Source organism: Modestobacter italicus (assembly GCF_019799965.1).
GTDB lineage: Bacteria > Actinomycetota > Actinomycetes > Mycobacteriales > Geodermatophilaceae > Modestobacter > Modestobacter italicus_A.
Window position 1 is genome coordinate 298381 of sequence record NZ_JABGCJ010000005.1, and the last position, 23573, is coordinate 321953.

A 23573-nucleotide genomic window follows, 5' to 3' on the forward strand; every position below is an offset into this window, starting at 1 on the left:
CGCCGGTGATGCAGCAGGACCCACTCGCCCTCCTGCCGGAGCTGTTCCTGCTGGGCGGTGCGGTGGCGACTCTGCTGGCCGGGTCGTTCCTCCCCCAGCAGCGTCAGTGGGTGGCCCGGCTGGTGGCGGTCGCCGCACTCCTGGGCGCCGGGATCGCCACCGCCCTCACCTTCCCGGGGGGCCGGAGTCGCGACTTCGGCCCGCCGGCGGAGACGGTGTTCGGGGCGTTCGTGCTCGACACCCCCACGTCGGTCACCCGGCTGGTGGTGGTCGCCTCGCTGCTGCTGGTGATCGGGCTGGGCGTCGCGGAGCTGGGCGGGCAGGTCCGGGAGAGCGAGACCTACGCGCTGCTGCTGCTCGGCGGGCTGGGCGCGGTGGTGCTGGCCGCCACCGACGACCTGCTCGTGCTCGCCGTCGGCTTCCTGCTCTCCAGCATCCCGCTGTACGCGCTGGTCGGGATGTCGCGGACGGCGGGGGCAGCGGAGGCCGCACTGAAGACCTACCTGCTCGGCGCCCTGGCGGGGATCTGCCTGTTGCTGGGCGTGACGGTGCTGTACGGCGTCGCCGGCACCACCGCCCTGCCCGGCATGCGCGCGGGTCTGGCCGGCGCACCGGCCGCGGCGGTCGCCGTCGGCACCCTCGGGGTGCTCGCCGGGCTGCTGTTCAAGGCCGGTGGGGTGCCGCTGCACTTCTGGGTGCCCGACGCCACCCAGGGCGCGGGCACCGCGGCCGCGGCGTTCCTGACCACCGTGCCCAAGGTCGGCGCCCTGGTCGCCGTCGCCCGGCTGGTCGACGTGCTGCCGGGCACCCTGCCGTGGCCGCTGCTGGTCGGCCTGCTCGCCGCCGCGACGATGACCCTGGGCAACCTGGCGGCACTGGCCCAGACCGACGCCCGCCGGCTGCTGGGCTGGTCGACGGTCAGCCAGGTCGGCTACCTGCTGATGCCGGTCGCGGTGGTGGGCGCCGTCTCGGACACGGGTACGGGGGCCGGCGCGGTGCCGGCCCTGCTGACCTACCTGGTCGGCTACGCGGTGACCAACCTGACCGCCTTCGCCGTGCTGGCCGCCCGCCCCGACGCCCGCGCCCTGGGCGACTTCCGCGGTCTGGCCCGCCGGCACCCGGCGCTGGCGACCGCGCTGGTGGTCGGCCTGCTCAGCCTGGTCGGCACCCCGCCGACGGCGGTCTTCATCGGCAAGCTGACGGTGTTCACCGCCGCCTGGGACGGCGGGCTGGCCTGGCTGGTGGTGGTCGCCGCGGTCAACACGCTGGTCAGCCTCTTCTACTACCTGCGCTGGCTGGTCGAGGCGTTCCGGCCCGGGGAGCAGCCGGGCGCCCCGTCGGCTCCGTGGGCCACCGGCGCGGCGGTCGCCGGCACGGTGGGCGTGCTGGCCGTGGGGCTGGGCGCCGGTGCGGTGACCGCGCTGGTGGGCGGCTGACCCGGCCGGCCCGATCAGCCGAGCCGGGCGGCGTGCACGTGCGCGTGGTGGTGCCCGTGCTCCTGGTCCTCGTGCCGGGCCTGCCGGGCGGCGTCCCGGCGGTCGTGCCGCCAGTCGAACAGGCCGATGACCAGCGCGGCCAGCGACCCGAGCACCGCGACCGACAGCGCCGCGGCGGCGGCCAGCGGGTACCGGTCGTCGGTGGCGCCGAGCACCAGGTAGAACAGCGCCGGCAGGGCCGCCGTCCCGATCGCGCCGCCGAACCGCTGGAACGTCTGCAGCCCGCCCCCGGCGGAGCCGGCCAGCGCCACCGGGACGTCGCGCAGGGTCAGGGTGACGTTGGGCGAGATGACGCAGCCGCCGCCGACCCCGGCGAGCAGCAACGTGGGGATGATCGCCCAGCCGGTCGCCTCCGGCGGCACGGTGGCGATCACGATCGCCGTCCCGGACAGGCCGAGGACGACGCCGGTCAGCCCGGCGACGGTGAGCGCCCGGCCGAACCGCTCGACCAGCCGGCCGGCGATCACCGCCGCGGTGGCCGAGCCGACCGCGAACGGCGTGACGGCCAGCCCCGACTGCAGCGGCGACCAGCCCAGCCCGGTCTGGAAGAAGAGCGCGAAGGTCAGCCAGATGCCGCTGAAGCCGAGGAAGTACACGGTGCCCAGCGCCACCCCCGGCGCGTAGCCGCGGGTGCGGGTGACCAGCCGCGGGTCGAACACCGGCTCCTTGCCGGCCCGGACGACGCGCTGCTCCCAGCCGACGAAGGCCACCAGCAGTGCAGCGCCGAGCGGGAAGCACCACCACAGCCGGGCCAGGCCGCCGGACTCGGCCTGCACCAGCGGCAGCAGCACGGCCAGCGCCCCGGTGCCCAGCAGCAGCACGCCGGGGACGTCGATCCGCCCGTGCTCGCTCGGGTCGCGGCGCGGGATGAGCCGGACGGCGAGCACGAACGCCAGCACGCCGATCGGCACGTTGACGTAGAAGATCCACCGCCAGCCGCCCGGGCCGGAGGCGAGCGCCAGGATCGCCCCGCCGAGCACCGGCCCGATGGCGGTGGAGATGCCGACGGTGGCGCCGAAGAAGCCGAACGCCCGGCCGCGCTCGGCGCCGCGGAACAACTGCTGGATCAGCGCGGAGTTCTGCGGGGCCAGGACGCCGGCCGCGACGCCCTGGGCCAGCCGGGCGGCGACCAGCAGCCCGGCCGACGGCGCGGCACCGGCGGCCGCGCTGCACAGCACGAAGGCGACCAGGCCGATGAGGAACATCCGGCGTCGTCCGTAGGCGTCACCCAGCCGGCCGGCGGGGACCAGGGCGATGCCGAAGGTGAGCGCGTACCCCGACACCACCCACTGCACGGTCGCCGGGGAGGTGTCCAGGTCCGACTGCAGCGAGGGCAGGGCGACCGAGACGATGCTGACGTCGAGCAGGGTCATGAACCCGACGACGAGGGTCACCCACAGCGCGTGCCACCGCCTGGGGTCGGCGCCCTCGGTCGCCGGCGCCTGGTCGTGCTGGGTCATCGGGCCCTCTCGTGATCGTGCCCGGGAGGGCCGTTCGGGGTCAGGGAGCGCCGGCCCCGGCACGCTGCGGGGGCCGGCGCGGGGTCACACCGCCGCGGGGGCGGGCCGGTCGAACGCGGCCTGGAAGTGCGCGGCCGCGTCCTGCTGCGCCTGCTCGGCCTCGTCCAGGACGGCGGAGGCGCGGAAGAACTCGTGCACCACGCCCGGGAAGCAGCGGTGGGTGGTCTCCACCCCGGCCGCCTCGAGGTCCTGGGCGAACTGCTGGCCCTGGCTGCGCAGCACGTCGCGCTCGTCGGTGACCACCAGCGTGGGCGGCATGACCGCGCTCTGTTCCGGTGTCCAGTCCAGCAGCGCGATGCGCGGGTCGGTGGCCGCCTCGGGCAAGCCCCGAAAGGCGTGCAGCGCCATCCAGGACAGCAGCGGGCGGTTCAGCGGGCGGCGGCCGGCCTCCAGGTGCTGGAACTGCCGCTCGACGACGGCGTGGTCGTCGGCGATGAGGTGGTCGATGTCACCGGGCCGGGTGGGGTAGCTCAGGGCCACGGGGCCTCCTCGGTCTGCAGGGCGAGACGCCAGGTCTCGGCGCCCGCGGGTTCCGTTGCGCCCTACCCGTCGACCGGGGAGGCACACCCGCCTGCCACGCATCCGGCGTCCGGGGGCAACGGGTGGAGCGCCGGGCGCGTGGCGGCCTTGATCGCGGTCGTCGACCTGGAGTACGAAGACCGCATCGACCACGACACACCGGGAGGGGTCACGGACTCCGCACCCCGCGCCCGCGCCCTGCCCAGGTACCCCGTCCCCACCCCCCGCCCGCCGGTCGGCGGCCGGTCCGGTGCCGGCGTGCGTGCGCGTGCCCGCGCCTGGACCGGGCGGCTGATGGCCCGGCGGATCCAGAAGAAGGGCATCGACCTCTCGAAGCTCACCTTCATCCCGGAGCCCACCAAGGTGCCGCTGCAGCGGATCGGCACCGAGCCGGTCCCGCGGCTGGCCGAGCTGCGGGCCACCGACCCGGTACACCGGCTGGAGCTGCCCTTCGACTTCTCGGTCTACCTGCTCACCGGCGCCGAGCACGTGCGCACCGTGCTCGCCGACCGGGACAGCTGGAGCAACGACATCCGGCACCTGCTGCCCGGCACCGGCGGGGCCAGCGCGGACGACATCGGCGGCCTGGGCTTCACCGACCCGCCGCTGCACACCCGGCTGCGCAAAATCATCACGCCGGAGTTCACGATGCGCCGGCTCGCCCGCCTCGAGCCGCTGATCGAGGCGCGGGTGCAGCGGCAGCTGGACGTGCTGGCCGCGGCGGGGCCGACGGCCGACCTGGCCAAGCTCGTGTCGTTCCCGGTGCCCTTCCAGACCATCTGCGACCTGCTGGGCCTGGAGCTCGACGACCGCGACGCCTTCGCCCGGCTCGGGGTGCAGCGCTTCGACATCACCACCGGGGCCGCCGCCGCGTTCGGCGCGGTCTCCGAGCAACGCGAGTTCCTGTTCGAGGCGGTGGCCCGCCAGCGCCGGGAGCCCGGCCCCGGGCTGATCGGCCAGATCATCCGGGAGGAGGGCGAGGCGATCTCCGATGTCGACCTGGCCGGGCTGGCCGACGGCGTCTTCACCGGTGGCTACGAGACCACCGCCGGGATGATCTCGCTGAGCACGATCGTGCTGCTCGGTGACCCGGCCAGCGCGGCGCTGGTCCGCGATGGTTCGCGCAAGGACGTCGACCGGGTGGTCGAGGAGCTGCTGCGCCACCTGTCGGTGGTGCAGATGGCCTTCCCCCGGTTCGCCCGGCGGGACATGGACCTCTTCGGCACCCCGCTCAAGGCCGGGGACGTCGTCCTCGCCTCGCTGAGCGGGGCCAACCGCGACCCACGGTCGGCCGGCGACTCCCCCGACGCCTTCGACCCGGCCCGGGTGCCCAGCAGCGGCCACCTGGCGTTCGGGCACGGCATCCACCGGTGCATCGGCGCGGAGCTCGCCCGGATGGAGCTGCGCATCGTGCTCCCCGCACTCCTGCGGCGCTTCCCCGACCTCGCCCTGGCCGTGCCACCACAGGAGCTGGCGTTCCGCGAGCTCTCCTTCGTCTACGGCATCGACGAGCTGCCGGTCACCTTCTGAGCCGGTGCGGCCCCCGGCGGGGGGCCGCACCGCACCTCAGTCCAGCGCCGGCAGCAGCTTGTCCAGCGTCACCGGCAGGTCGCGCACCCGCACCCCGGTGGCGGAGTGGACGGCGTTGACCACCGCGGCCGCCGTGCCGACGATGCCGATCTCGCCGATCCCCTTGCTGCCCATGGCGTTGACGTAGGGGTCGTGCTCGTCGATCCAGTGCGCCTCGATCGCACCGACGTCGGCGTTGACCGTGATGTGGTACTCGCCCAGGTCGTGGTTGGCGACCTGCCCGATCCGCGGGTCCCAGGCGCTGGTCTCGTGCAGCGCCATCGACAGCCCCATGGTCATCCCGCCGATCAGCTGAGACCGCGCCGTCCGGGGGTTGATCACCCGGCCGACGCCGAAGACGCCGAGCAGCCGCGGCACCCGGATCTCGCCGGTGTCGGCGTTGACCCGGGCCTCGACGAACTGCGCGCCGAACGCGTACGGGGAGTGGGTGTCGTCCTGCCCGGCCTGGTCGACGTCCCCGCTGGCCTCGTCGCCGTCCCGCGGGTCGGCGCCGTACTTCGTGCGGAACTCCCTCGCCGCGACGACCAGCGCCGACCCCCAGGTGTTCGTGCCCGAGGAGCCCCCGGCCACCGAGGCGACCGGGTAACGGGTGTCGCCGATCCGCACCTCGACGTCGGCGACGTCGACCCCCAGGGCGTCGGCGGTGATCTGCGGCAGGATCGTCCAGGCCCCGGTGCCGAGGTCGGCGGCGCCGATCTCGGCGACGTACCGGCCGCCCTCGAACCGCAGGGCCGCCGTCGAGGTGGCCTGCCGCATCGTCGGGTAGACCGACGAGGCGACGCCGGTGCCGACCAGCCAGTCGCCGTCCCGGTACGCCCGTCGCTCGGACCAGCCGAACCGCTGCGCCCCCTCGCGCAGGCACCGCACCAGGTTGCGGCTGGACCACGGCTTCCCCGTCTCCGGGTCGACCTCCGGCTCGTTGCGGACCCGCAGCTCGACCGGGTCGATGCCCAGCTCCTCAGCCAGCTCGTCCATCGCCACCTCGGGGCCGAACATGCCCGGGCACTCCCCCGGCGCGCGCATCCACGACGGGATCGGCACGTCGAGGGCGGCCAGCCGGTGGGTGGTCCGCCGGTTCGGCGAGGCGTACATCATCCGGGCGGGCACCCCGGTCTGCTCGGCGAACTCCTTGACCCTCGACGTCTGCTCGACCACGTCGATGGCGATCGCGGACAGCCGGCCGCGATGGTCGGCGGCCAGCTGCATCCGCTGGATGGTCGGGGTGCGGTAGCCGGCCAGGAAGAACATCTGCTGGCGGGTCAGCGCCATCTTCACCGGCCGGCCGGGCAGCGCCCGGGCAGCCAGGGCGGTGAGGAACACGTTGCCGTGCGGCAGCCCCTTGGAGCCGAACCCGCCGCCGACGTAGGGGCAGACCACCCGCACCTGCTCCTGGTCCAGGCCGAAGACCTCGCTGACCGCGGCCCGGTCGGGGTGCACGCCCTGGGTGGAGTCCCACAGGGTCAGGAACCCGCCGCCGGCCGGCTCCCACAGCGCCGTCGTGGCGTGCGGCTCCAGCGGGTTGTTGTGGTACATCGCGGTGGAGTAGGTGCGCTCCAGGGTGACCTCGGCGGTGGCCATCGCGGCGGCCACGTCGCCCTCGGCGGTGTCGGTCTCGTGGCCGGCGTTCACCTGCTCCGGGGCGTAGAGATCCGGCCGGTCGGCCGACAGCTCCGTGTCGTGCGGCTGCTCGTCGTAGGTGACCTCGACCGCGTCGGCCGCCTGCCGGGCCAGCTCGGACGTCTCGGCGACCACCACCCCGATCAGCTGCCCGCGGAAGCCGACGTCCTGCCCCTGCAGCACGGCGTACTCGAAGTCGGAGGTCTCGGCCAGCCGCTCGGCGTTGAACGGGGTGAGCACGGCCAGGACGCCGTCCAGCGCCTCGGCCGCGGTGGTGTCCATGGCGGTGACCCGGCCCCGGGCGATGGTGGCCTGCACCGGGTGGGCGTAGGCGGGGTGCTCGACCGGCGTCTCGTAGGCGTAGGTGGCGGTGCCGCGGACCTTCGCCTCGCCGTCCCGGCGGACCAGGTCCGCACCGATCGCGCGCGGTTCCAGCAGGTCGGTCATGAGTGCTCCTCCGGGAGGAGGCCGCGCACGGTCGCGAGCACCGTGCGGGCCACGAGCGGGATCTTGAAGCCGTTGCCGCTGTCGATCCCCGGCTGCGGCTGGGCGGCGGCCAGCTCGGCGGCGATCGCGCCCCGGACGGCGTCCTGGGTCAGCTGCTGCCCGCGGAGCACCTCCTCGGCCCGGGTGGCCCGCCAGGGCCTGTGCGCGACCCCGCCCAGGGCCAGCCGCAGCTCGCCGTCCGGGGTGACGACCGCGGCCACCGAGACCAGGGCGAAGGCGTAGGAGGCCCGGTCGCGGACCTTGCGGTAGGCCGACCGGGTGCCCGCCGGCAGCGCCGGCAGGTCGATCGCGGTGATCAGCTCACCGTGCTCCAGCACGGTGTCCCGCGACGGGTCGTCGCCGGGCAGCCGGTGCAGCTCGGGAAAGGGGACGGTGCGCTCACCGGCCGGGCCGAGCACCCGCACCTGCGCGTCGAGCGCGGCCAGGGCGACCGCCATGTCGGAGGGGTGGGTGGCGATGCACGTCTCCGGTGCGGTCGGGTCCGGCAGCGCGGCCGGCGTGCCGAGGACCGCGTGGTAGCGGGTGTAGCCGCCGACCGCGCTGCAGCCGCTGCCCGGCTCGCGCTTGTTGCACGGGGTGGTCACGTCCTGGAAGTACACGCAGCGGGTGCGCTGCAGCGGGTTGCCGCCGGTGGTGGCCATGTTGCGCAGCTGACCGGTGGCCCCGGCCAGCAGAGCCTGCGCCAGCACCGGCCACCGCTCCCGGACGCGCGGATCGGCGGCGACCTGGCTGTTGGTCGATGCCGCGCCCAGCCGCAGCCCGCCGTCGGGGAGGTCGGTCACCTCGCGGGAGGTGAGCGTGCGGACGTCGACCACCAGGTCGGGCCGGGCCACCCCGAGCCGGAGGTGGTCGACCAGGTTGGTGCCCCCGGCCAGGAAGACCGCGTTCGGCTCGGCGGCGACGTCTCGCACGGCCTCGGCGACGTCACCGGGCCGGGCGTAGGCGAACGGCTTCACCGGGCACCGCCGGCCTGCTGCACCGCGGGGGTGATGTTCACGTAGGCGGCGCAGCGGCAGAGGTTGCCGCTCATCCGCTCCGCGACCTCGTCGGAGGTCATCTCCGGCCGGCCGGTGAGGTCCTCGGTGACGTGGCTGGGCCAGCCGCGCTCGAACTCGTCGAGCACCCCGACCGCCGAGCAGACCTGGCCGGGCGTGCAGTAGCCGCACTGGAAGGCGTCGGTGTCGAGGAATGCCTGCTGGACCGGGTGCAGTTCGCCGGCCGGGGCCAGCCCGTCGGCGGTGGTGACCGCGGCCCCGTCGTGCGCCACGGCCAGCGCCAGGCAGCTCAGCGCGCGCTCGCCGTCCAGCAGGACCGTGCAGGCGCCGCACTGACCGTGGTCGCAGCCCTTCTTCGGGCTGGTGTTGCCCAGCCGCTCGCGCAGTGCGTCCAGCAGGGAGGTGCGGGTGTCGACCGTGAGCCGGCGCGCCTCGCCGTCGACCTGGAGGGTGATCTCGGCGTCCATGTCGCCCGGTTGCCCAGCCACCGGGACGGGCGAAACCCGCCGCGGCGCGGCGCTCCCGCAGCAACGTGACGGACGCCGCACCCCGGTGAACGCCTGGCGGCATGAGGATGTCCGGGTCGGGTACTCCCCGGCCGAACGGGGCGACGCGCATGGAAGAGTCGGCCCTCCTCGAGGACTGGACTGCCCATGCTTGGAAACGCCACGCACCGCTTCACCAACACCAGCGTGCTGACCGTGCAGACGGCCGACGCATCCCAGGTGATCACCTCCGACGCGCTCGACGAGCGCCTCGCCGACACCTACAAGCGGGTCGGGCTGCGCCCCGGCCTGCTGGAACGCCTCGCCGGCATCCAGGAGCGCCGCTGGTGGGCCGACGGCGTCACCTTCGTGGACGGCGCGGCGATGGCCGGCGCGAAGGCGATCAGCGAGAGCGGCGTCGACCCGGCCGACATCGGCCTGATGGTGAACACCTCGGTCAGCCGCAAGCACCTGGAGCCCTCCACCGCGGTGGCGGTGCACCACGCCCTCGGCCTGCCGCGCTCGGCGCAGAACTTCGACGTGACCAACGCCTGCCTCGGGTTCGTCAACGGCATGGAGCTGGCCGCCGCGATGATCGACTCCGGCATGGTCGACCACGCCCTGGTCGTCAACGGCGAGGACGCCCGCACGGTGCAGGAGCGCACCATCGAGCGGCTCAACCAGCCCGACACCACCGCCCGGGACGTGATCGCCCAGTTCGCCACCCTGACCCTCGGGTCGGGCGCGGTGGCGATGGTGCTCGGCCGGTCCGACCAGCACCCCGAGGGCCACCGCCTGGTCGGCTCGGTCAGCCGGGCCGGCACCGAGCACCACGAGCTCTGCATCGGCGACAACGACATGATGCGCACCGACCTCAAGGGCCTGCTGGACGCCGGCCTCGAGCTGTCGATGGACATGTGGCAGGAGGCCGCCGGCGAGTTCGACTGGCAGCGCGGCATGGACCGCTACGTCATCCACCAGGTGTCCAAGGTGCACACCGCGGCGATGTGCGAGCGGTTCGGCATCGACGAGGCGCGGGTGCCCAAGACCTTCCCGACCCGGGGCAACCTGGGCCCGGCGTCGGTGCCCTTCACCCTCGCCGGCATCCAGGACGAGCTGGTCGACGGCGACCGGGTGCTGCTGATGGGCATCGGTTCGGGCCTGAACGCCTCCTGCCTCGAGATCGCCTGGTGACCGGCATCCCCTCCGCAGCCACAGATCTGCCGCCCGGCCTCCCCGGGCTCGACCCGGCCTGGTCCCGGCGGGTCACCGTCGCCGACGCCACCGGCGCGAAGCACGAGTGGCACGTGCTGGACAACGGCGTCCGGGAGCCGGTCGGGACACTGCTCTGCGTCCACGGCAACCCGACCTGGTCCTACCTCTGGCGCCGGCTGCTGGCCGCCGCGCCGCCCGGCTGGCGGGTCATCGCCCCCGACCAGCTGGGCATGGGCTTCTCCGAGCGCCTGTCGGCGCTGCGGCCGCTGGCCCAGCGGGTCGCCGACCTCGGTGACCTGACCGCGGCCCTCGGCGTGACCGGCCCGGTGGTCACCGTCGGGCACGACTGGGGCGGGGTCATCTCGCTGGGCTGGGCACTGGCCCACCGCGACCAGCTGCGCGGGGTGGTGCTCGGCAACACCGCGGTGGCCATGCCGCCCGGCGACCTGGGCCCGGCGTTGATCCGGCTGGCGCACGCCCCCGGCGTGCGGCCGGCGGTCACCGTCGGCACCCCGGTGTTCGTGCGGGCCACGACCGCGCTGTCCTGGCCACCGCTGCCCGCCGAGGTCCGGGATGCGTTCGCCGCGCCCTACCGGACGGCGGACCGCCGGCGCTCGGTCGGGGACTTCGTCGCCGACATCCCGTTCGCCCCCGGCCACCCCTCGCGCGCCGCGCAGGAGGCGATCGCCGAGGGCATCCGCGACCTCGACGTCCCGGCGCTGCTGCTGTGGGGGCCGCGCGACCCGGTGTTCGGCGAGCGCTACCTGGCCGACCTGCGCGAGCGGCTGCCGCAGGCGCAGCTGCACCGCTACGAGGGCGCCTCGCACCTGCTGCCCGAGGACGCCCCGCAGTACGCGCGCGCGGTCGCGCAGTGGGTGGCCGACCTGGACGCCGACCGACCGACCGCCCGGCCGCGGCCGCCCGCAGAGAAACCCGGCCGGCACCCCTGGTCGGCGCTGACCGACCGGGCCGGTGACGACTCCCCCGCCGTCGTCGAGGTGGGCGGCGACACGGTCAGCTGGACCGCGCTGCACCACCGGGTGGAGCGGCTCGCCGCCGGCCTCGCCGCCGCCGGGGTGCGCCCCGGCGACCGGGTCGGGCTGCTGGTCGAGCCCTCCGCCGACCTGACCGCCAGCGTCTACGCCGTGTGGCGGGCCGGCGGCGTCATCGTCGTCGCCGACAAGGGCCTGGGCCTGGCCGGCATGCGCCGGGCGCTGCGCAGCGCCGGCGTGCGGCACGTCATCGGCGCCGCCCCGGGGCTCGCCGCCGCCCGGCTGATGGGCCTGCCCGGGTCCCGGATCGCCGCCGGGCTCGACCGGCGGGCCGCCCGCGCGCTCGGCGCCCGGCACACGCTGGCCGGGCTGGAGCAGCTCGGCGCCACCGCCGCCCCGCCGCCGGAGACCGACGTGGACGCCGACTGCGCCGTCCTCTTCACCTCGGGGGCGACCGGGCCCGCCAAGGGCGTGGTCTACACCCAGCGCCAGGCGCTGGCCCAGCTCGAGCTGGTGCGCACCGCCTACGCACTCACCCCCGACGACCGGCTCGTCGCCGCCTTCGCGCCGTTCGCCATCCTCGGCCCGGCGCTGGGCATCGGCTCGGTCGTGCCCGACGTCGACGTGACCGCACCGGGCACGCTCACCGCGGCGAAGCTGGCCGACGCGGTCGCCGCCGCCGCCGGCACCGTGGTGTTCGCCTCGCCGGCCGCGCTGCGCCGGGTGGTGGCCACCGCAGGCGAGCTGACCGCCGCCCAGCGGACGGCGCTGGGCGGGGTGCGGCTGCTGATGTCGGCCGGCGCCCCGGTGCCGCTCCCGCTGCTCCAGCAGCTGCGGGAGGTGCTGCCCGCGGCCGAGGCGCACACCCCGTACGGCATGACCGAGGCGCTGCCGGTCACCGACGTGTCCGCCGCCGAGATCGAGGCGGCGGGCCCGGGCAACGGCGTCTGCGTCGGCCGGCCGCTGCCCGGCGTCGAGGTCCGGGTCAGCCCGCTCTCCGACACCGGCACGGCCGACGGGCCGCTCACCGACACCCCCGGCACCACCGGCGAGGTCACCGTGCGGGCCGCCCACGTCAAGGACCGGTACGACGCGCTGTGGGCGACCGAGCGCGCGGCGTCCCGTGAGCCGGGCTGGCACCGCACCGGCGACGTCGGGCACATCGACGACGCCGGCCGGCTCTGGATCGAGGGCCGGCTGCCGCACGTGGTCAGCACCGCCGCCGGCGTGGTCACCCCGGTCGGGGTCGAGCAGCGGGTCGAGCAGCTGGCCGCCGTCTCGGCCGCCGCGGTCGTCGGGGTCGGGCCGGCCGGCACCCAGGCAGTCGTGGTCGTCGTCGTCCCGGTCACCGGGGCACCGCGGCGCGGCAGCGCCGTCGCCGACCCGGAGCTCGCCGACGCGGTGCGCGCCGCGGCCGGCGTCGAGGTCGCCGCCGTGCTGGTCACCGGTGCCCTGCCGGTCGACATCCGGCACCAGTCGAAGGTCGACCGGCGCGCGGTGGCCCGGCAGGCCGCCCGCACGCTGGCCGGCTCCGGTTCGCGACGCTGATGGGGTCGTCGGGCCGATGAGGGTGCTGGTCACCGGGGCCAGCGGGATGCTGGGCCGGGCCACGGCCACCGCGCTGCAGGAACGCGGGGACGAGGTCACCGTGCTGCAGCGCCGCCCGGCCGGGCTGCCCTGCCGTGAGGTGCTGGGCAACGTCGCCGACCCCGCCGCCGTCGCCCGGGCCACCGCCGGGCAGGACGCCGTCGTGCACCTGGCCGCCAAGGTCGACGTGACCGGCCCGTGGGCCGAGTACCTGCAGGCCAACGTCGAGGGCACCCGCACGCTGATCGCCGCCTGCCGGGAGGCCGAGGTCGGCCGACTGGTGCACGTCTCCTCCCCCTCGGTCGCGCACGGCGGGTCCGCGCTGGTCGGCGTGGGCGCCGGCGCCGCCGACCCGGAGCACGCCCGCGGGCACTACGCCCGGTCCAAGGCGATGGCCGAGCTGGACGCGCTCGCCGCCGACTCGGCCGACTCGGCCGACCTGGCCGTCCTCGCCGTCCGGCCGCACCTGGTCTGGGGGCCCGGCGACACCCAGCTGGTGGCCCGGATCGTGGAGCGGGCGCGGTCCGGCCGGCTGCCGGTGATCGGCTCGGGCGCGGCGCTGATCGACACCACCTACGTGGACAACGCCGCCGGTGCACTGGTCGCCGCCGTGGACGCCTGCGGGCCGGTGCACGGCGAGGCCCTGGTGGTCAGCAACGGTGAGCCCCGGCCGGTGGCGGAGGTCCTCGCCCGGCTCTGCGCGGCGGCCGGGGTCCCGGCGCCCCGGCGCCGGGTGCCGTTCCCGGTGGCCTGGGCCGCCGGCGCGGTGGTCGACGGCGTCTGGGCCGTCACCGGACGGCGGGACACCCCCCCGCTCACCCGCTTCCTGGCCGAGCAGCTGGCCACCGCGCACTGGTTCGACCAGCGCCGCACCCGTGAGGCACTGGCCTGGACCCCGCAGGTCCCGCTGGAGGAGGGCTTCGCCCGGCTGACGGAGGCGTACGCGGCGGGCTGAGCGCCTACCGTGCCGTTGGTGTCCCACGACCCGCTCACGGAGAGCCTGGCGCTCATCGAGCACGGTCTCCGCAGCGACGCGACCCGGCTGAGCCGGCGCCGACGGTCGCTCGCCGTGGCGGTGGACGTGGACGGTGACGTCGCCTGCACGCTCTTCGTCCGCCGGAGCGTCGGCTACGTGGCGAACGAGGCGCACCTGCTGGAACGTCGCGGCACCGCCTGGCACCTGCTCGGTGGGGGCGGCGGCGGGTGGCCGGACGACGGGCTCGCCGACCGACCCGCGGCCGAGCAGCTCGGCGCGCTGGTGGCGGTGCGGGGCGGCGGTTCGGTGCTGCGCGGTCCCACCCGCCGGATGCCGTGGGGTGCCCGGTACGCCCGGTACGCCCAGTTGCGCGCCGGCGCCGAGGTGCACACCGTCGTGGTGGGGGCCGTCCGCGAGTTGCTGGTACCGCGGCACGGCAACCTCGTCGTGGTCTGGCGCGGTCGCCGTCCGCCATCGGTGACCGCGCACGACGGGTCGGGGCAGCTGCTGGGGTCCGTGCTGCTCCACGTCAGGACGATGCGCCCGGTGTACTGACCGCTCGCCGGAGCTGCGGATCGGACCGTCGTCGGCGACCGTGGACGACGGCGGGCAGTGAACCCCGCGGCCCTCACCCTGCGAACGAGGTGCGGGGCGACCGGAGGGAGCACGGTGCAGGACGACGGACCAGACGGCTTCGGGCACGCCGAGGGAGGCCACCCCGACGATGCGGCCTTCGCGCGGTTCGTCGCCGACCACCGGCCCGGCCTGCTGCGCACCGCGGTGCTGCTCACCGGGGACCGGGCCGATGCGGAGGAGCTGGTGCAGCGGGCGCTGACCCGGGTCCGCCGGTCCTGGCCCCGGGACGACGACCCGCTGACCACCGCGCGGCGGGCCCTGGTCCGCGGCGCCACCGGCCGGCTGCGGTCGGCCGGTGCCCAGCAGGTCATCGAGTCGCTGCCCGGGCCCGGCGCACCGACGGCCCCGGCCGGCGACCCCGGGCTCCAGCGGGCGCTGCGGGACCTGCCGCCACGAGCTCGCGCGGCCGCGGTGCTGGCGGAGCTGGACGGCCTGGACGACGCTGCCCTGGCGCGGGTGCTCGGCGGTGCCGCGGAACCGGACCGCGCCACCGGGACCGCCCGCCTGCGGGCCGCGCTGCGCGCCGACCCCTACCGCCGCGAGCAGCCGACCGGCGTGCACCAGCTGCGCGAGGAGCTGCACCGGCTCGCCGGTGCCACCGGCCGCTGGCAGCTGGACGCTGCGCAGGCGACCGCCGACGTCGGCCACCGCCGGTCCCGCACCCGCCGACGGGTGCTGGCCGCGGCCGGGGTCGCGGCGGTCGCCCTTGCCGGTGCCGTCGGCACCGGCGTCCGGGACGCCCCGGACACCTCCGTGTCCGCCCCGCCCGTGGAGGCCACCGCATCGGGCGACGTGCCGCCCGGCCCGGCCGGCGCCCGCGCCGTCCCGGTGCTCGCCGGGCCGACCCGGGGCTCGCTGGCCGGGGACGCCGCGTTCGTCGACGCCGTCCGGCAGGTCGGCTGGGGCGCGCTGGAGGCGCCGGCACCGGCCGACCGGACGGTGGTGCTGGCCACCGACACCCCCGACGGCCGGGTGGCGCTGGTCGTGGGCACGGTCGAGGAGGACTTCCGTGGGGTGTGGCTGACCGGTGCTCCCGGTGCCGCCGCCGACCAGCTGACCCCGCGACTGCCGAGGCAGCTGGGCCGCACCCGGCCGGTCACCCTGCTGCTCGGCGGCCCGGGGCCGGCCAGCCTGGTCGTGGTGGCGGCGCCGGGTGACCGGATCGAGGTCTCCGACCGGTTGCTGACCGGCCCGCGCGGCACGGTCGGCCGCGAGTGGTCGGAGGTGCCCGCCGCCGACGGCGTGGCCGTGGTGCCGGCGCGGACCGTCGAGGACGGGCCGGCGCTGAGCGTGCGGGTGAGCCGGGACGGCCGGCTGGTGCACCGCGGCGGGGTCGACTGGCCCGGCGACCGGCCCGGCCGCACGGTGCCGCTGCCGGTGCTCACCGCCCTGCGGCCGGGCAGCACGCCGGCCGACCCGCGGGTGGTGGACGCGGCGCTGGTCTCCCTGGCGGTGCCGCTGGGCACCGAGCCGGCGGCGCTGCGGCCGCAGCTGCTGTGGTCCGGCGAGCTGCCGCTGAGCCGCGGGCCCGGGACGGTCGCCGTGGTGGCCGTGCAGAGCCCTGGCGGCGCCCGGGTGGTGACCACCTGGGCCGGCAGCGGCGGTGGCGCGCTGGCCTGCGGCACCCAGACCCCACCGGGCAGCACGCCGCTGGAGACGGTCACCGTGGCCCGGGTGTGCGAGGTCGACCTGCCCGGGCTCGGCCCACCGAGGGACTCGGCGTGGCTGGTGGTCAGCGCGCCGCCGACGGTGGCCACCGCCGAGCTGCTGGACGCCGACGGCGGGGTGATCGGGCCGCTGGCGCTGCAGGCCGGCAGCGCGGTGACCCAACTGCCGGCCGACGCCCGAACGGTGCGCACACTGTTCCCGAACGGGGCGGTGGCCGCTGAGACGCCGATCGCGCCGCCCGCTCCCGAGCCCTTCGGCGACTTCGGCCCCGGGCCGGTGTCCTGACCCGCCGGGGTCAGCCGGCGAGCAGCTGGTCGCGCACCTCGCGGCGGAGCACCTTGCCGATCTGCGAGCGGGGCAGGTCGTCCACGGCCACGATCCGCCGCGGCACCTTGTAGGCGGCCAGCGAGGCGCGGAGCGACTCCCGGACGGCGTCCAGGTCCAGCTCCCGCTCGACCACCACCGCGGCGACGACCTCCTCACCGCCCTTGCCGCCGGGCAGGCCGACGACGGCGGCGTCGGTGATGCCGTCGACGCCCTTCAGCACGTCCTCGACCTCGGAGGGGTAGACGTTGAAGCCGCCGGTGATGATCAGCTCCTTGATCCGGTCGACGATCCGGACGAACCCGTCGTCGTCGACCTCGACCACGTCGCCGGTGCGCAGCCACCCGCCGGGCAGCAGCACCTCGTCGGTCTCGGCCGGCCGGTGCCAGTAGCCGGAGAACACCTGCGGACCCTGGACGAGCAGCTCCCCACGCTCGCCCGGAGCCCGGTCCACGGTCGGGTCCTCGGGGTCCACCACCCGCATCCGGGTGGAGGGGTAGGGCAGCCCGACCGTCCCGATCCGCCGGGTCGGCCCGATCGGGTTGCCCAGCACGATGGGCGAGGCCTCGGTCATCCCGTAGCCCTCCACGATCAGCCCACCGGTCACCCGCTCCCAGCGCTGCGCGGTCTCCACCGGCAGCGGCATCGCCCCGGAGATGGCCACCCGGGTGGCCGACAGGTCCACGCCGCGCTGCTCGGCGGCCACCGCCAGCCGCTCGTACATCGGCGGGACGCCGGGGAAGAACGTCGGCGGCCGGCGCTTGGCAGCGGCGAGCACCTGGTCGACGTCGAAGCGGGGGAAGAGCACCAGCGTCGCCCCCAGCCGCACGGCGGCAGCCAGGCAGAGCAGCACCCCGTAGGCGTGGAACAGCGGCAACACCCCGTAGAAGACCTCCTCCCCCGCCCGCAGCCCCGGCACCCAGGCGACCGACTGGGTGACGTTGGCGACCAGGTTCCGGTGGGTGAGCACCGCCGCCTTGGGGCTGCCGGTGGTGCCGCCGGTGTACTGCAGCAGCGCCACGTCCTCGTGCGCCGGGCCCGGGTGGGCACCGTCCAGCGGGTTCGCCCCGGCCACGGCGGCGTCCCAGGACCTCGTCCCGGGAGCGGGCTCGGTCATGGCCGCCCGGGTGGCGCGGGCCTTCGGGACCGGCAGCCGCAGCGCCAGCCGCTTGACCAGCGGCAGCGCCCGGCTGAGGTCGACCGCGAGCACCTCGCGCAGCTCGGGGGCGTCCAGGCCCTGGACGACAGGGGCCACCACGTCCCAGGCGACCGCGACGGCGGCCCCGTGGTCGCGGAACTGGGTGCCCAGCTCCTCGGGGGTGTACAGCGGGTTGTGCTCGACGACCACCGCGCCCAGCCGGAGGACGGCGTTGAAGGCGACCACGTGCTGCGGGCAGTTGGGCAGCACGAGCGCGACCCGGTCACCCGGCCGGACGCCCAGGTCGTGCAGCACCGTCGCCGCGCGGGCGACGGCGTCCCGGAGCTCGGCGTAGCTGGTCGTGGCGCCGAAGAACTCCAGCGCGGGCCGGTCGGGGTACCGCTGCGCCGCGGTGACCAGCAGGTCGGGCACGGTCTCCCGGGGTACCTCGACCTCGGCCGGCACCCCCTCGGCGTAGCTCCGGGTCCAGGCCGGCGCCGGCTCCTCCGACGTCCTGCGGTCCGGCTCGGTGACCATGTGCTCCCTCGTTCGCGACGACGCACCCAGGGTCGGCGGCGGACCGTCCGCCCCGCTGACCGCCGCGGGTGCCCGGCGGTCAGCGGGAGGGCGTCAGAGCGGCTGGACCGAGTCGGCCTGCATGCCGCGCTGACCGGGGCTGGCGGTGTACTCCACCCGCTGGCCCTCGTCCAGGCTGCGGTAGCCGCCGTCGTCGGCGATCGCGGAGAAGTGCACGAACACGTCGTCCCCGCCGTCGTCGGGCTCGATGAACCCGAAGCCCTTCTCGGCGTTGAACCAGCGCACCGTGCCCTCGGTGCCGCCGCTGCCGGCGCGGGGGGCCCGGGGCGCCCGCGGAGCGCGGTCGTCCCGGCGGGGCCGGTCGTCGCGCCGGTCATCGCGCCGGTCATCGCGCCGGTCGTCGTACCGGGCCGGCGCGCCCCCGCCACCGAGCGGGCGCACCGAGTCGGCCTGCATGCCGCGCTGGCCCGGGCTGGCGGAGTACTCGACCCGCTGCCCCTCGTCCAGGCTGCGGTAGCCGCCGTCGTCCTCGATGGCGGAGAAGTGCACGAACACGTCGTCCCCGCCCTCGTCGGGCTCGATGAACCCGAAGCCCTTCTCGGCGTTGAAGAAGCGCACCGTGCCCTCGGACCCGCCACCGCCGCTGCGACCGCGCGGTGCCCGGTCGTCGCGGCGGCCGCGCTCCTCGCGCTGCGGTGCCCGGCCGCCGCCCAGCGGCTGGACCGAGTCGGCCTGCATGCCGCGCTGGCCGGGGCTGGCGGTGTACTCGACCCGCTGGCCCTCGTCCAGGCTGCGGTAGCCGCCGTCGTCGGCGATCGCGGAGAAGTGCACGAACACGTCGTCCCCGCCGTCGTCGGGCTCGATGAACCCGAAGCCCTTCTCGGCGTTGAACCAGCGCACCGTGCCCTCGGACCCGCCGCCCCCGCGGGAGGCGCGCGGGGCGCGGACCTGGCGCGGGTCGTCGCGGTGGCCGCGCTCCTCGCGGGCCGGCCGGCCACCGCCGCGGCCCAGCGGCTGGATGGAGTCGGCCTGCATGCCGCGGTCACCGGAGCTGGCGGTGTACTCGACCCGCTGGCCCTCGTCCAGGCTGCGGAAGCCCCCGTCGTCGGCGATCGCCGAGAAGTGCGCGAACACGTCCTGCCCGCCGTCGTCGGGCTCGATGAACCCGAAGCCCTTCTCGGCGTTGAACCACTTGACCGTGCCCTGCGGCATCCTTCAGCTCCTGCACATCTCGACGTCCCAACTGGTACCTACCTGTACCAGGGTGCTCCAGCCTGCCCGCTGGGACGACCCGACGTGCACACAGGGGGTGCCGAGGCCCCCCGTCGGGGTCGGCACGATCGTGCTGCCCGGCCGGGGTCAGGGGCCGGGCAGCGCGATCGGGACGCCGCTCGGGGTCGGTAGCGGGACGTCAGCGGCGGGTGCTGCGCTCGTCGCGGAGCAGGCCGGTCATCGCGACCAGCAGCCAGATCGGCCCGGTCATCCCGGCCATGTACTGCAGCGGTGAGACGCCCAGCAGCAGGGTCAGCCCGCCCAGCGCGAGGCTGGCCCAGCCCAGCCAGCGCGGCAGGGCCCGGTGGCGCAGCGCGACGGCGGCGACGCACAGCGCGGAGACGCCGGCACCGACCCACAGCCACGGGATGGTGGCCACCCAGTGGGCGTAGAACGCCGCGTTCTCCGGGACGAGCTGCTCCTCCTGGCCCAGGAGGAAGACGAACTCGGTGTTCAGCCCGCTGCCGAGCAGGGCGGCCACCGAGACCAGCAGCAGGCCCAGCCCGGCGACCCGGGGCAGCAGGCTGTCCGCCGCCGTCCGGGCCAGGTCCCGGGTCAGCCGTCGCTCCAGCCCGGCCGCGACCACGACCAGCAGCACCGCGGTCAGCGCGGTGGTCACGTGGAAGGCCAGCAGCATCGGCACCTCGTCGCTCAGCCGCTGGGTGAGCACCTCGGCGTCGTCGTAGGCGTCGGTGCCCTGGGCCGCGGAGACCTCCAGGCTGGTCCAGATGGAGGCGGCGCCCAGCACGCCGGCCAGCACCCCCACCGCAGCCCATCGGCCGTGCGGGGGCGACACCGCCGCGCGCGTCGCTGGGTCGTTCGGAACCGTCGTCGTGTGCACTGCCCACTCCTCATCGCCGGCGCCGCCCGGTGCGGCGTGGTTGCGGACCGTACACACGACCAGAGGAATGTTCTAGAGGTTTCCTCCAGCCGTTCGTAGGCTCAGGAGGTGAGCGGAACCGCACCGCAGCCTGCGCAGCACGACCGCCCGCCGCCGCTCCGGCCGGCCGCTGACCCGGGGATGGGAGGCTGCCCAGGTGAGCGCGCACGCCGTCCGGCCCACCGGGGCCCGCCGATGACGCCCCGCGGCCAGGAGACCAGCGCCCGGCTGCTGGACGCCGCCCTGGCGGTGCACGCCGAGCTCGGGCACGAGGGGCTGACCGTGCAGGCGGTGCTGGACCGCAGCGGGGTGAGCCTGGGCAGCCTGTACCACCACTTCGGGAGCGCGACCGGCCTGGCCGCGGCCCTCTACGACCGGTGCATGGCCGAGCTGCTCGAGGCGGTCGTCACCGACCTGCGGCGCGCCCGGACCGCCCGGACCGGGGTGCGGGCCGTCGTCGCCGCCTACCTCCGCTTCACCCGGGAGCACCCCGACGCGGCGCGCTACGTGCACGCCTCCTCCTACGCCGCGTTCCTCCCGCAGCACGCTGCCCGCAGCGCCGCCGCGAAGGCCCCGCGGATCGAGGAGCTCTACGGCTGGTTCGCCGGCCACGTGGCGGCCGGCCGGATCGTGGACCTGCCGCTCGTCGTGCTGGAGGGCCTGGTCATCGGCCCGCCCGCCGAGCTGTCCCGGCGGTGGCTGGCCGGCGCTCCCGGGATCGACCTGGCGGCCGCGGAGCGCACCGTCCCCGACCTGGTCTGGCAGGGCATCCGCGGCCCCGTCGACTGAACGCCGGGTCAGCTCCGGCGGTCGGCCAGGAAGCGGAACCGGTCGCGGGTCGCGGTGACCCGGTCCGGGTCGACGTCGGCGAGCACGATCGTCTCCACCCCCGACGCGGTCGCCAGCAGCTCGCCCATCGGGTCCACGACCCGGCTGTCACCGGCGTGCTCGGTGCCGTCGCCGGCGGTGCCCACCCGGTTGCAGCCGACCACGTAGGCCTGGTTCTCGATCGCCCGGGCCTGCAGCAGCGTCGTCCAGTGGTGCCGTCGGGCACTGGGCCAGTTCGCCGGCACCAGGTAGACGTCGGTGTGCGGCGCCGCCGCCCAGAACACGTCCGCGAAGCGCAGGTCGTAGCAGATGAACGGGGTGATCCGCAGACCCCCGACCTCGACGGTCACCGGGCCGGTGCCCGAGCGGAACCGGGTGCGCTCGTCGGCGAACGGGTGGATCTTCCGGTAGCGGTGGGCGGTGCCGTCCGGGCCGGCGAGCACGAATGTGTTGTGCGGCAGCTCGCCGGCCACGTCCACCTCCGGGCAGGTGCCGGCCACCCAGACGCCGTGCTCGGCGGCCTGGGCGGTGAGGAACTGCGCCGAGGGCCCGTCCTCGGGCTCGCCGATCCCCGGGGTCATCGAGAAGCCGGTGGAGAACGTCTCGGTGAGCAGCACCAGCTCCGCGCCGGCGCCCACCGCCCGGGCCACCTGCGGCGCGAGCCGGGCGAAGTTGGCGTCCCGGTCCTCCCAGACGATGTCGTGCTGCACCGCGGCGATCCTCACTGCATCTCCTTCAACCGCCGGGCGGCGTCCTCGAGCACGGAGTCGGACTTGCAGAAGGCGAACCGCACCAGGTGCCGGCCCAGGTGCGCGTCCGCCGGGTCGTAGAACACCACGGCCGGGACGGCGACGACGCCGGCCCGCCCGGGCAGCGACCGGCAGAACGCCCACCCGTCGCCGTCGGGCTGCACCGGCCGGACGTCGACGGTGGCGAAGTAGCCGGCCTGCGGGCTGACCACCGGCAGCCCCGCCTCGGCCAGTCCGGCCACCAGCAGGTCGCGGCGCCGTTCCAGGTCGGCGGCGATGCCGGTGAAGAAGGCGTCCGGCAGCCGGAGCCCGGCGGCGATCGCCGGCTGGAACGGGCCGCCGTTCACGAAGGTCAGGTACTGCTTAGCGGTGCGGACGGCGGCGACCAGCGGCGCCGGTCCGCAGACCCAGCCGATCTTCCAGCCGGTGGTGGAGAAGGTCTTGCCGCCGCTGCCGACCACCAGCGTGCGCTCGGCCATCCCGGGCAGGGCGGCGAGCGACCGGTGCCCGGCGCCGGTGAAGACCAGGTGCTCGTAGACCTCGTCGGTGAGCACCAGCAGGTCGGCCGCGGTCGCCACCTCGGCCAGCAGCGTCAGCTCCTCGGAGCTGAAGACCTTGCCGGTCGGGTTGTGCGGGGTGTTGAGCAGCAGCAGCCGGGTCCGCGGGGTGACCGCGGCCCGCAGCTCGGCCTCGTCGAAGGTCCACTCGCCGGTGGTGATCCCGCCGGTGCTGGCCGGTGGGCGCAGCGGCACCGGGCGCAGCACGCCACCGGCCATGGCCACGGCGGCGGCGTAGCTGTCGTACATCGGCTGGAAGAGGACGACCTCGTCGCCGGGCTCCAGCAGCGCGATCAGCGCGGCGGTCAGCGCCTCGGTGGCGCCGGCGGTCACCAGCACCTGGTCGGCCGGGTCGTACGCCAGGCCGCGGAACCGCTGCTGGTGCTCGGCGATCGCCGCGCGCAGCTCGGGGTGCCCCGGGCCGGGCGGGTACTGGTCGTAGGGCGTGCCGATCGCCGCGCGGGCGACGTCGAGCACCTCGGCCGGGCCGGGGGTGTCCGGAAAGCCCTGCCCGAGGTTGACCGCTCCGGTGGTCACAGCCAGCGCGCTCATCTCGGCGAAGACCGTCGTCCCGAAGCCCTGCAGCCGGGACGAGAGGTACGGCGCGCGGGTCATGCTGCCGGGCCTCCCGCGCCGAGCACCTCGGCCAGCGGGGTGGCCGGGCGTCCCAGCAGGTCCGGGACGGCAGTGCTGACCGCGGCCATCTCTCCCGCCGCGATCGCGGTGTAGGTGGACACCCAGGCGTCGACCAGCCAGCGGGGCACTCCATACCCGGCCCGGCTGGCGTACGCCTCCTCGACGGTCTCCCGCTGGTAGCGGACCGGCCGCCCGGTGACGGCGGTGACCGTCCCGGCGACCTCGTCGAGGGTGAGCGCCGCCGGGCCGGTCAGGTCGTAGGCCGCCCCGGCGTGCGGCGCCGGGTCCTGCAGCACCGCCGCGGCGACGGCGGCGATGTCCGCCAGCGCCACGACCGACGCCCGGCCCTCGCCCGCGGGGCCACGGAGCACGCCGTCCTCCCCCACCAGCGCCGGCATGTCGTCGGCGTAGAGCCCGTCCCGGAGGAACGTGGTGGTCAGGCCCAGCGAGCGGGCGTGCTGCTCGGTGGCCCAGTGGTCGCGGGCCAGGGTGAACGTCGCGTCCGGCGCGGCCCCGAGGAACGACACGTAGACCAGGTGCCCGACCCCGGCGTCGGCCGCCGCGTCGAGGAAGCTGCGGTGCACCTCCACCCGGTCGGCGGACTCGCTCGCCGACACCATCAGCACCGTGCCCACGCCGGCCAGCGCCTCCCGCACCACCGGCCGGTCGGCGTAGGGCGCGGCGACGACGGTGGCGTCCGGCAGCCGCGGTGCGCGGGACGGGTCGCGGACCAGCAGCCGCTGGTGCACCCCGGCGTCGGCGAGCAGCCGGGCGACCAGGCTGCCGAGCCGCCCGGTCGAACCGGTCACGGCGATGGTCGGGTCCGCGGAGTCGGTCACCGGCCGATCC

Annotated in this window: 19 protein-coding genes; 8 read left to right on the forward strand and 11 right to left on the reverse strand. The window is 76.0% G+C overall.

What is annotated here, in order from left to right; all coding sequences use genetic code 11:
- Window positions 1-8: 8 nt before the first annotated feature.
- The gene (locus tag HLA93_RS14520; RefSeq protein ID WP_222195237.1) at window positions 9-1436 is read left to right on the forward strand and encodes an NADH-quinone oxidoreductase subunit N; all 1428 of its coding nucleotides are present in this window, start codon (window positions 9-11) and stop codon (window positions 1434-1436) included.
- Between the two features lie 14 nt (window positions 1437-1450).
- Here HLA93_RS14520 and HLA93_RS14525 read toward each other — a convergent pair whose 3' ends face one another.
- Both HLA93_RS14525 and HLA93_RS14530 read right to left on the reverse strand, forming a co-directional pair.
- Window positions 1451-2956, reverse strand: coding sequence for an MFS transporter (locus HLA93_RS14525; protein ID WP_222195097.1), 1506 nt, complete (start codon window positions 2954-2956; stop codon window positions 1451-1453).
- A gap of 84 nt (window positions 2957-3040) precedes the next feature.
- On the reverse strand, window positions 3041-3496 hold the full coding sequence (locus HLA93_RS14530; RefSeq protein ID WP_308128144.1) for an alpha/beta hydrolase fold domain-containing protein: 456 nt from the start codon (window positions 3494-3496) through the stop codon (window positions 3041-3043).
- Between the two features lie 138 nt (window positions 3497-3634).
- Between HLA93_RS14530 and HLA93_RS14535 the strand changes: the two genes are divergently transcribed.
- The gene (locus HLA93_RS14535) at window positions 3635-5065 is read left to right on the forward strand and encodes a cytochrome P450 (protein WP_308128145.1); all 1431 of its coding nucleotides are present in this window, start codon (window positions 3635-3637) and stop codon (window positions 5063-5065) included.
- A gap of 36 nt (window positions 5066-5101) precedes the next feature.
- Here the strand turns inward: HLA93_RS14535 and HLA93_RS14540 are convergent, their stop codons facing one another.
- From HLA93_RS14540 to HLA93_RS14550, 3 genes are read right to left on the reverse strand one after another with little or no spacing between them, the layout of a single operon-like run.
- The gene (locus HLA93_RS14540) at window positions 5102-7189 is read right to left on the reverse strand and encodes a xanthine dehydrogenase family protein molybdopterin-binding subunit (protein WP_222195099.1); all 2088 of its coding nucleotides are present in this window, start codon (window positions 7187-7189) and stop codon (window positions 5102-5104) included.
- Window positions 7186-8205, reverse strand: a complete 1020-nt coding sequence (locus HLA93_RS14545; RefSeq protein WP_222195100.1) for an FAD binding domain-containing protein — start codon at window positions 8203-8205, stop codon at window positions 7186-7188. Before HLA93_RS14545 ends, HLA93_RS14540 begins: the two co-directional genes overlap by 4 nt.
- Window positions 8202-8732, reverse strand: a complete 531-nt coding sequence (locus HLA93_RS14550) for a 2Fe-2S iron-sulfur cluster-binding protein (protein ID WP_308128146.1) — start codon at window positions 8730-8732, stop codon at window positions 8202-8204. The genes HLA93_RS14545 and HLA93_RS14550 overlap by 4 nt, the downstream gene beginning before the upstream one ends.
- Window positions 8733-8897: 165 nt before the next feature.
- Between HLA93_RS14550 and HLA93_RS14555 the strand changes: the two genes are divergently transcribed.
- From HLA93_RS14555 to HLA93_RS14575, 5 genes are all read left to right on the forward strand, one after another.
- Window positions 8898-9923 carry a 3-oxoacyl-ACP synthase III gene (locus HLA93_RS14555; protein ID WP_222195101.1) on the forward strand — a complete coding sequence of 342 codons (1026 nt, stop codon included), beginning with the start codon at window positions 8898-8900 and terminating at the stop codon, window positions 9921-9923.
- On the forward strand, window positions 9920-12484 hold the full coding sequence (locus HLA93_RS14560; protein ID WP_308128147.1) for an alpha/beta fold hydrolase: 2565 nt from the start codon (window positions 9920-9922) through the stop codon (window positions 12482-12484). Before HLA93_RS14555 ends, HLA93_RS14560 begins: the two co-directional genes overlap by 4 nt.
- Before the next feature lie 16 nt (window positions 12485-12500).
- A complete protein-coding gene (locus HLA93_RS14565; protein ID WP_222195102.1) occupies window positions 12501-13478 on the forward strand; it encodes an NAD-dependent epimerase/dehydratase family protein in 978 nt (325 codons plus the stop codon).
- Window positions 13479-13496: 18 nt separating this feature from the next.
- Window positions 13497-14054, forward strand: a complete 558-nt coding sequence (locus HLA93_RS14570; RefSeq protein WP_222195103.1) for a hypothetical protein — start codon at window positions 13497-13499, stop codon at window positions 14052-14054.
- Between the two features lie 114 nt (window positions 14055-14168).
- The gene (locus HLA93_RS14575; RefSeq protein WP_222195104.1) at window positions 14169-16088 is read left to right on the forward strand and encodes an RNA polymerase sigma factor; all 1920 of its coding nucleotides are present in this window, start codon (window positions 14169-14171) and stop codon (window positions 16086-16088) included.
- Between the two features lie 10 nt (window positions 16089-16098).
- Here the strand turns inward: HLA93_RS14575 and HLA93_RS14580 are convergent, their stop codons facing one another.
- From HLA93_RS14580 to HLA93_RS14605, 3 genes are all read right to left on the reverse strand, one after another.
- On the reverse strand, window positions 16099-17802 hold the full coding sequence (locus HLA93_RS14580) for a long-chain-fatty-acid--CoA ligase (protein WP_222195105.1): 1704 nt from the start codon (window positions 17800-17802) through the stop codon (window positions 16099-16101).
- Between the two features lie 93 nt (window positions 17803-17895).
- Complete coding sequence (locus tag HLA93_RS22535) at window positions 17896-19014, reverse strand: cold-shock protein (protein WP_439957983.1); 1119 nt, start codon at window positions 19012-19014, stop codon at window positions 17896-17898.
- A 199-nt stretch (window positions 19015-19213) separates the two neighbouring features.
- Window positions 19214-19915, reverse strand: a complete 702-nt coding sequence (locus HLA93_RS14605) for a hypothetical protein (protein WP_222195106.1) — start codon at window positions 19913-19915, stop codon at window positions 19214-19216.
- 234 nt (window positions 19916-20149) lie between these two features.
- Here HLA93_RS14605 and HLA93_RS14610 point away from each other — a divergent pair, with 234 nt between their 5' ends.
- A complete protein-coding gene (locus tag HLA93_RS14610; RefSeq protein ID WP_222195107.1) occupies window positions 20150-20743 on the forward strand; it encodes a TetR/AcrR family transcriptional regulator in 594 nt (197 codons plus the stop codon).
- Window positions 20744-20751: 8 nt separating this feature from the next.
- Here the strand turns inward: HLA93_RS14610 and HLA93_RS14615 are convergent, their stop codons facing one another.
- Genes HLA93_RS14615 through HLA93_RS14625 form a run of 3 tightly spaced genes read right to left on the reverse strand, consistent with a single transcriptional unit; the run spans window position 20752 to window position 23563 of the window.
- The gene (locus HLA93_RS14615) at window positions 20752-21507 is read right to left on the reverse strand and encodes a nitrilase-related carbon-nitrogen hydrolase (RefSeq protein WP_222195108.1); all 756 of its coding nucleotides are present in this window, start codon (window positions 21505-21507) and stop codon (window positions 20752-20754) included.
- The gene (locus HLA93_RS14620; protein ID WP_222195109.1) at window positions 21504-22703 is read right to left on the reverse strand and encodes a pyridoxal phosphate-dependent aminotransferase; all 1200 of its coding nucleotides are present in this window, start codon (window positions 22701-22703) and stop codon (window positions 21504-21506) included. Before HLA93_RS14620 ends, HLA93_RS14615 begins: the two co-directional genes overlap by 4 nt.
- Complete coding sequence (locus tag HLA93_RS14625; protein ID WP_308128148.1) at window positions 22700-23563, reverse strand: SDR family oxidoreductase; 864 nt, start codon at window positions 23561-23563, stop codon at window positions 22700-22702. Before HLA93_RS14625 ends, HLA93_RS14620 begins: the two co-directional genes overlap by 4 nt.
- Window positions 23564-23573: the final 10 nt, after the last annotated feature.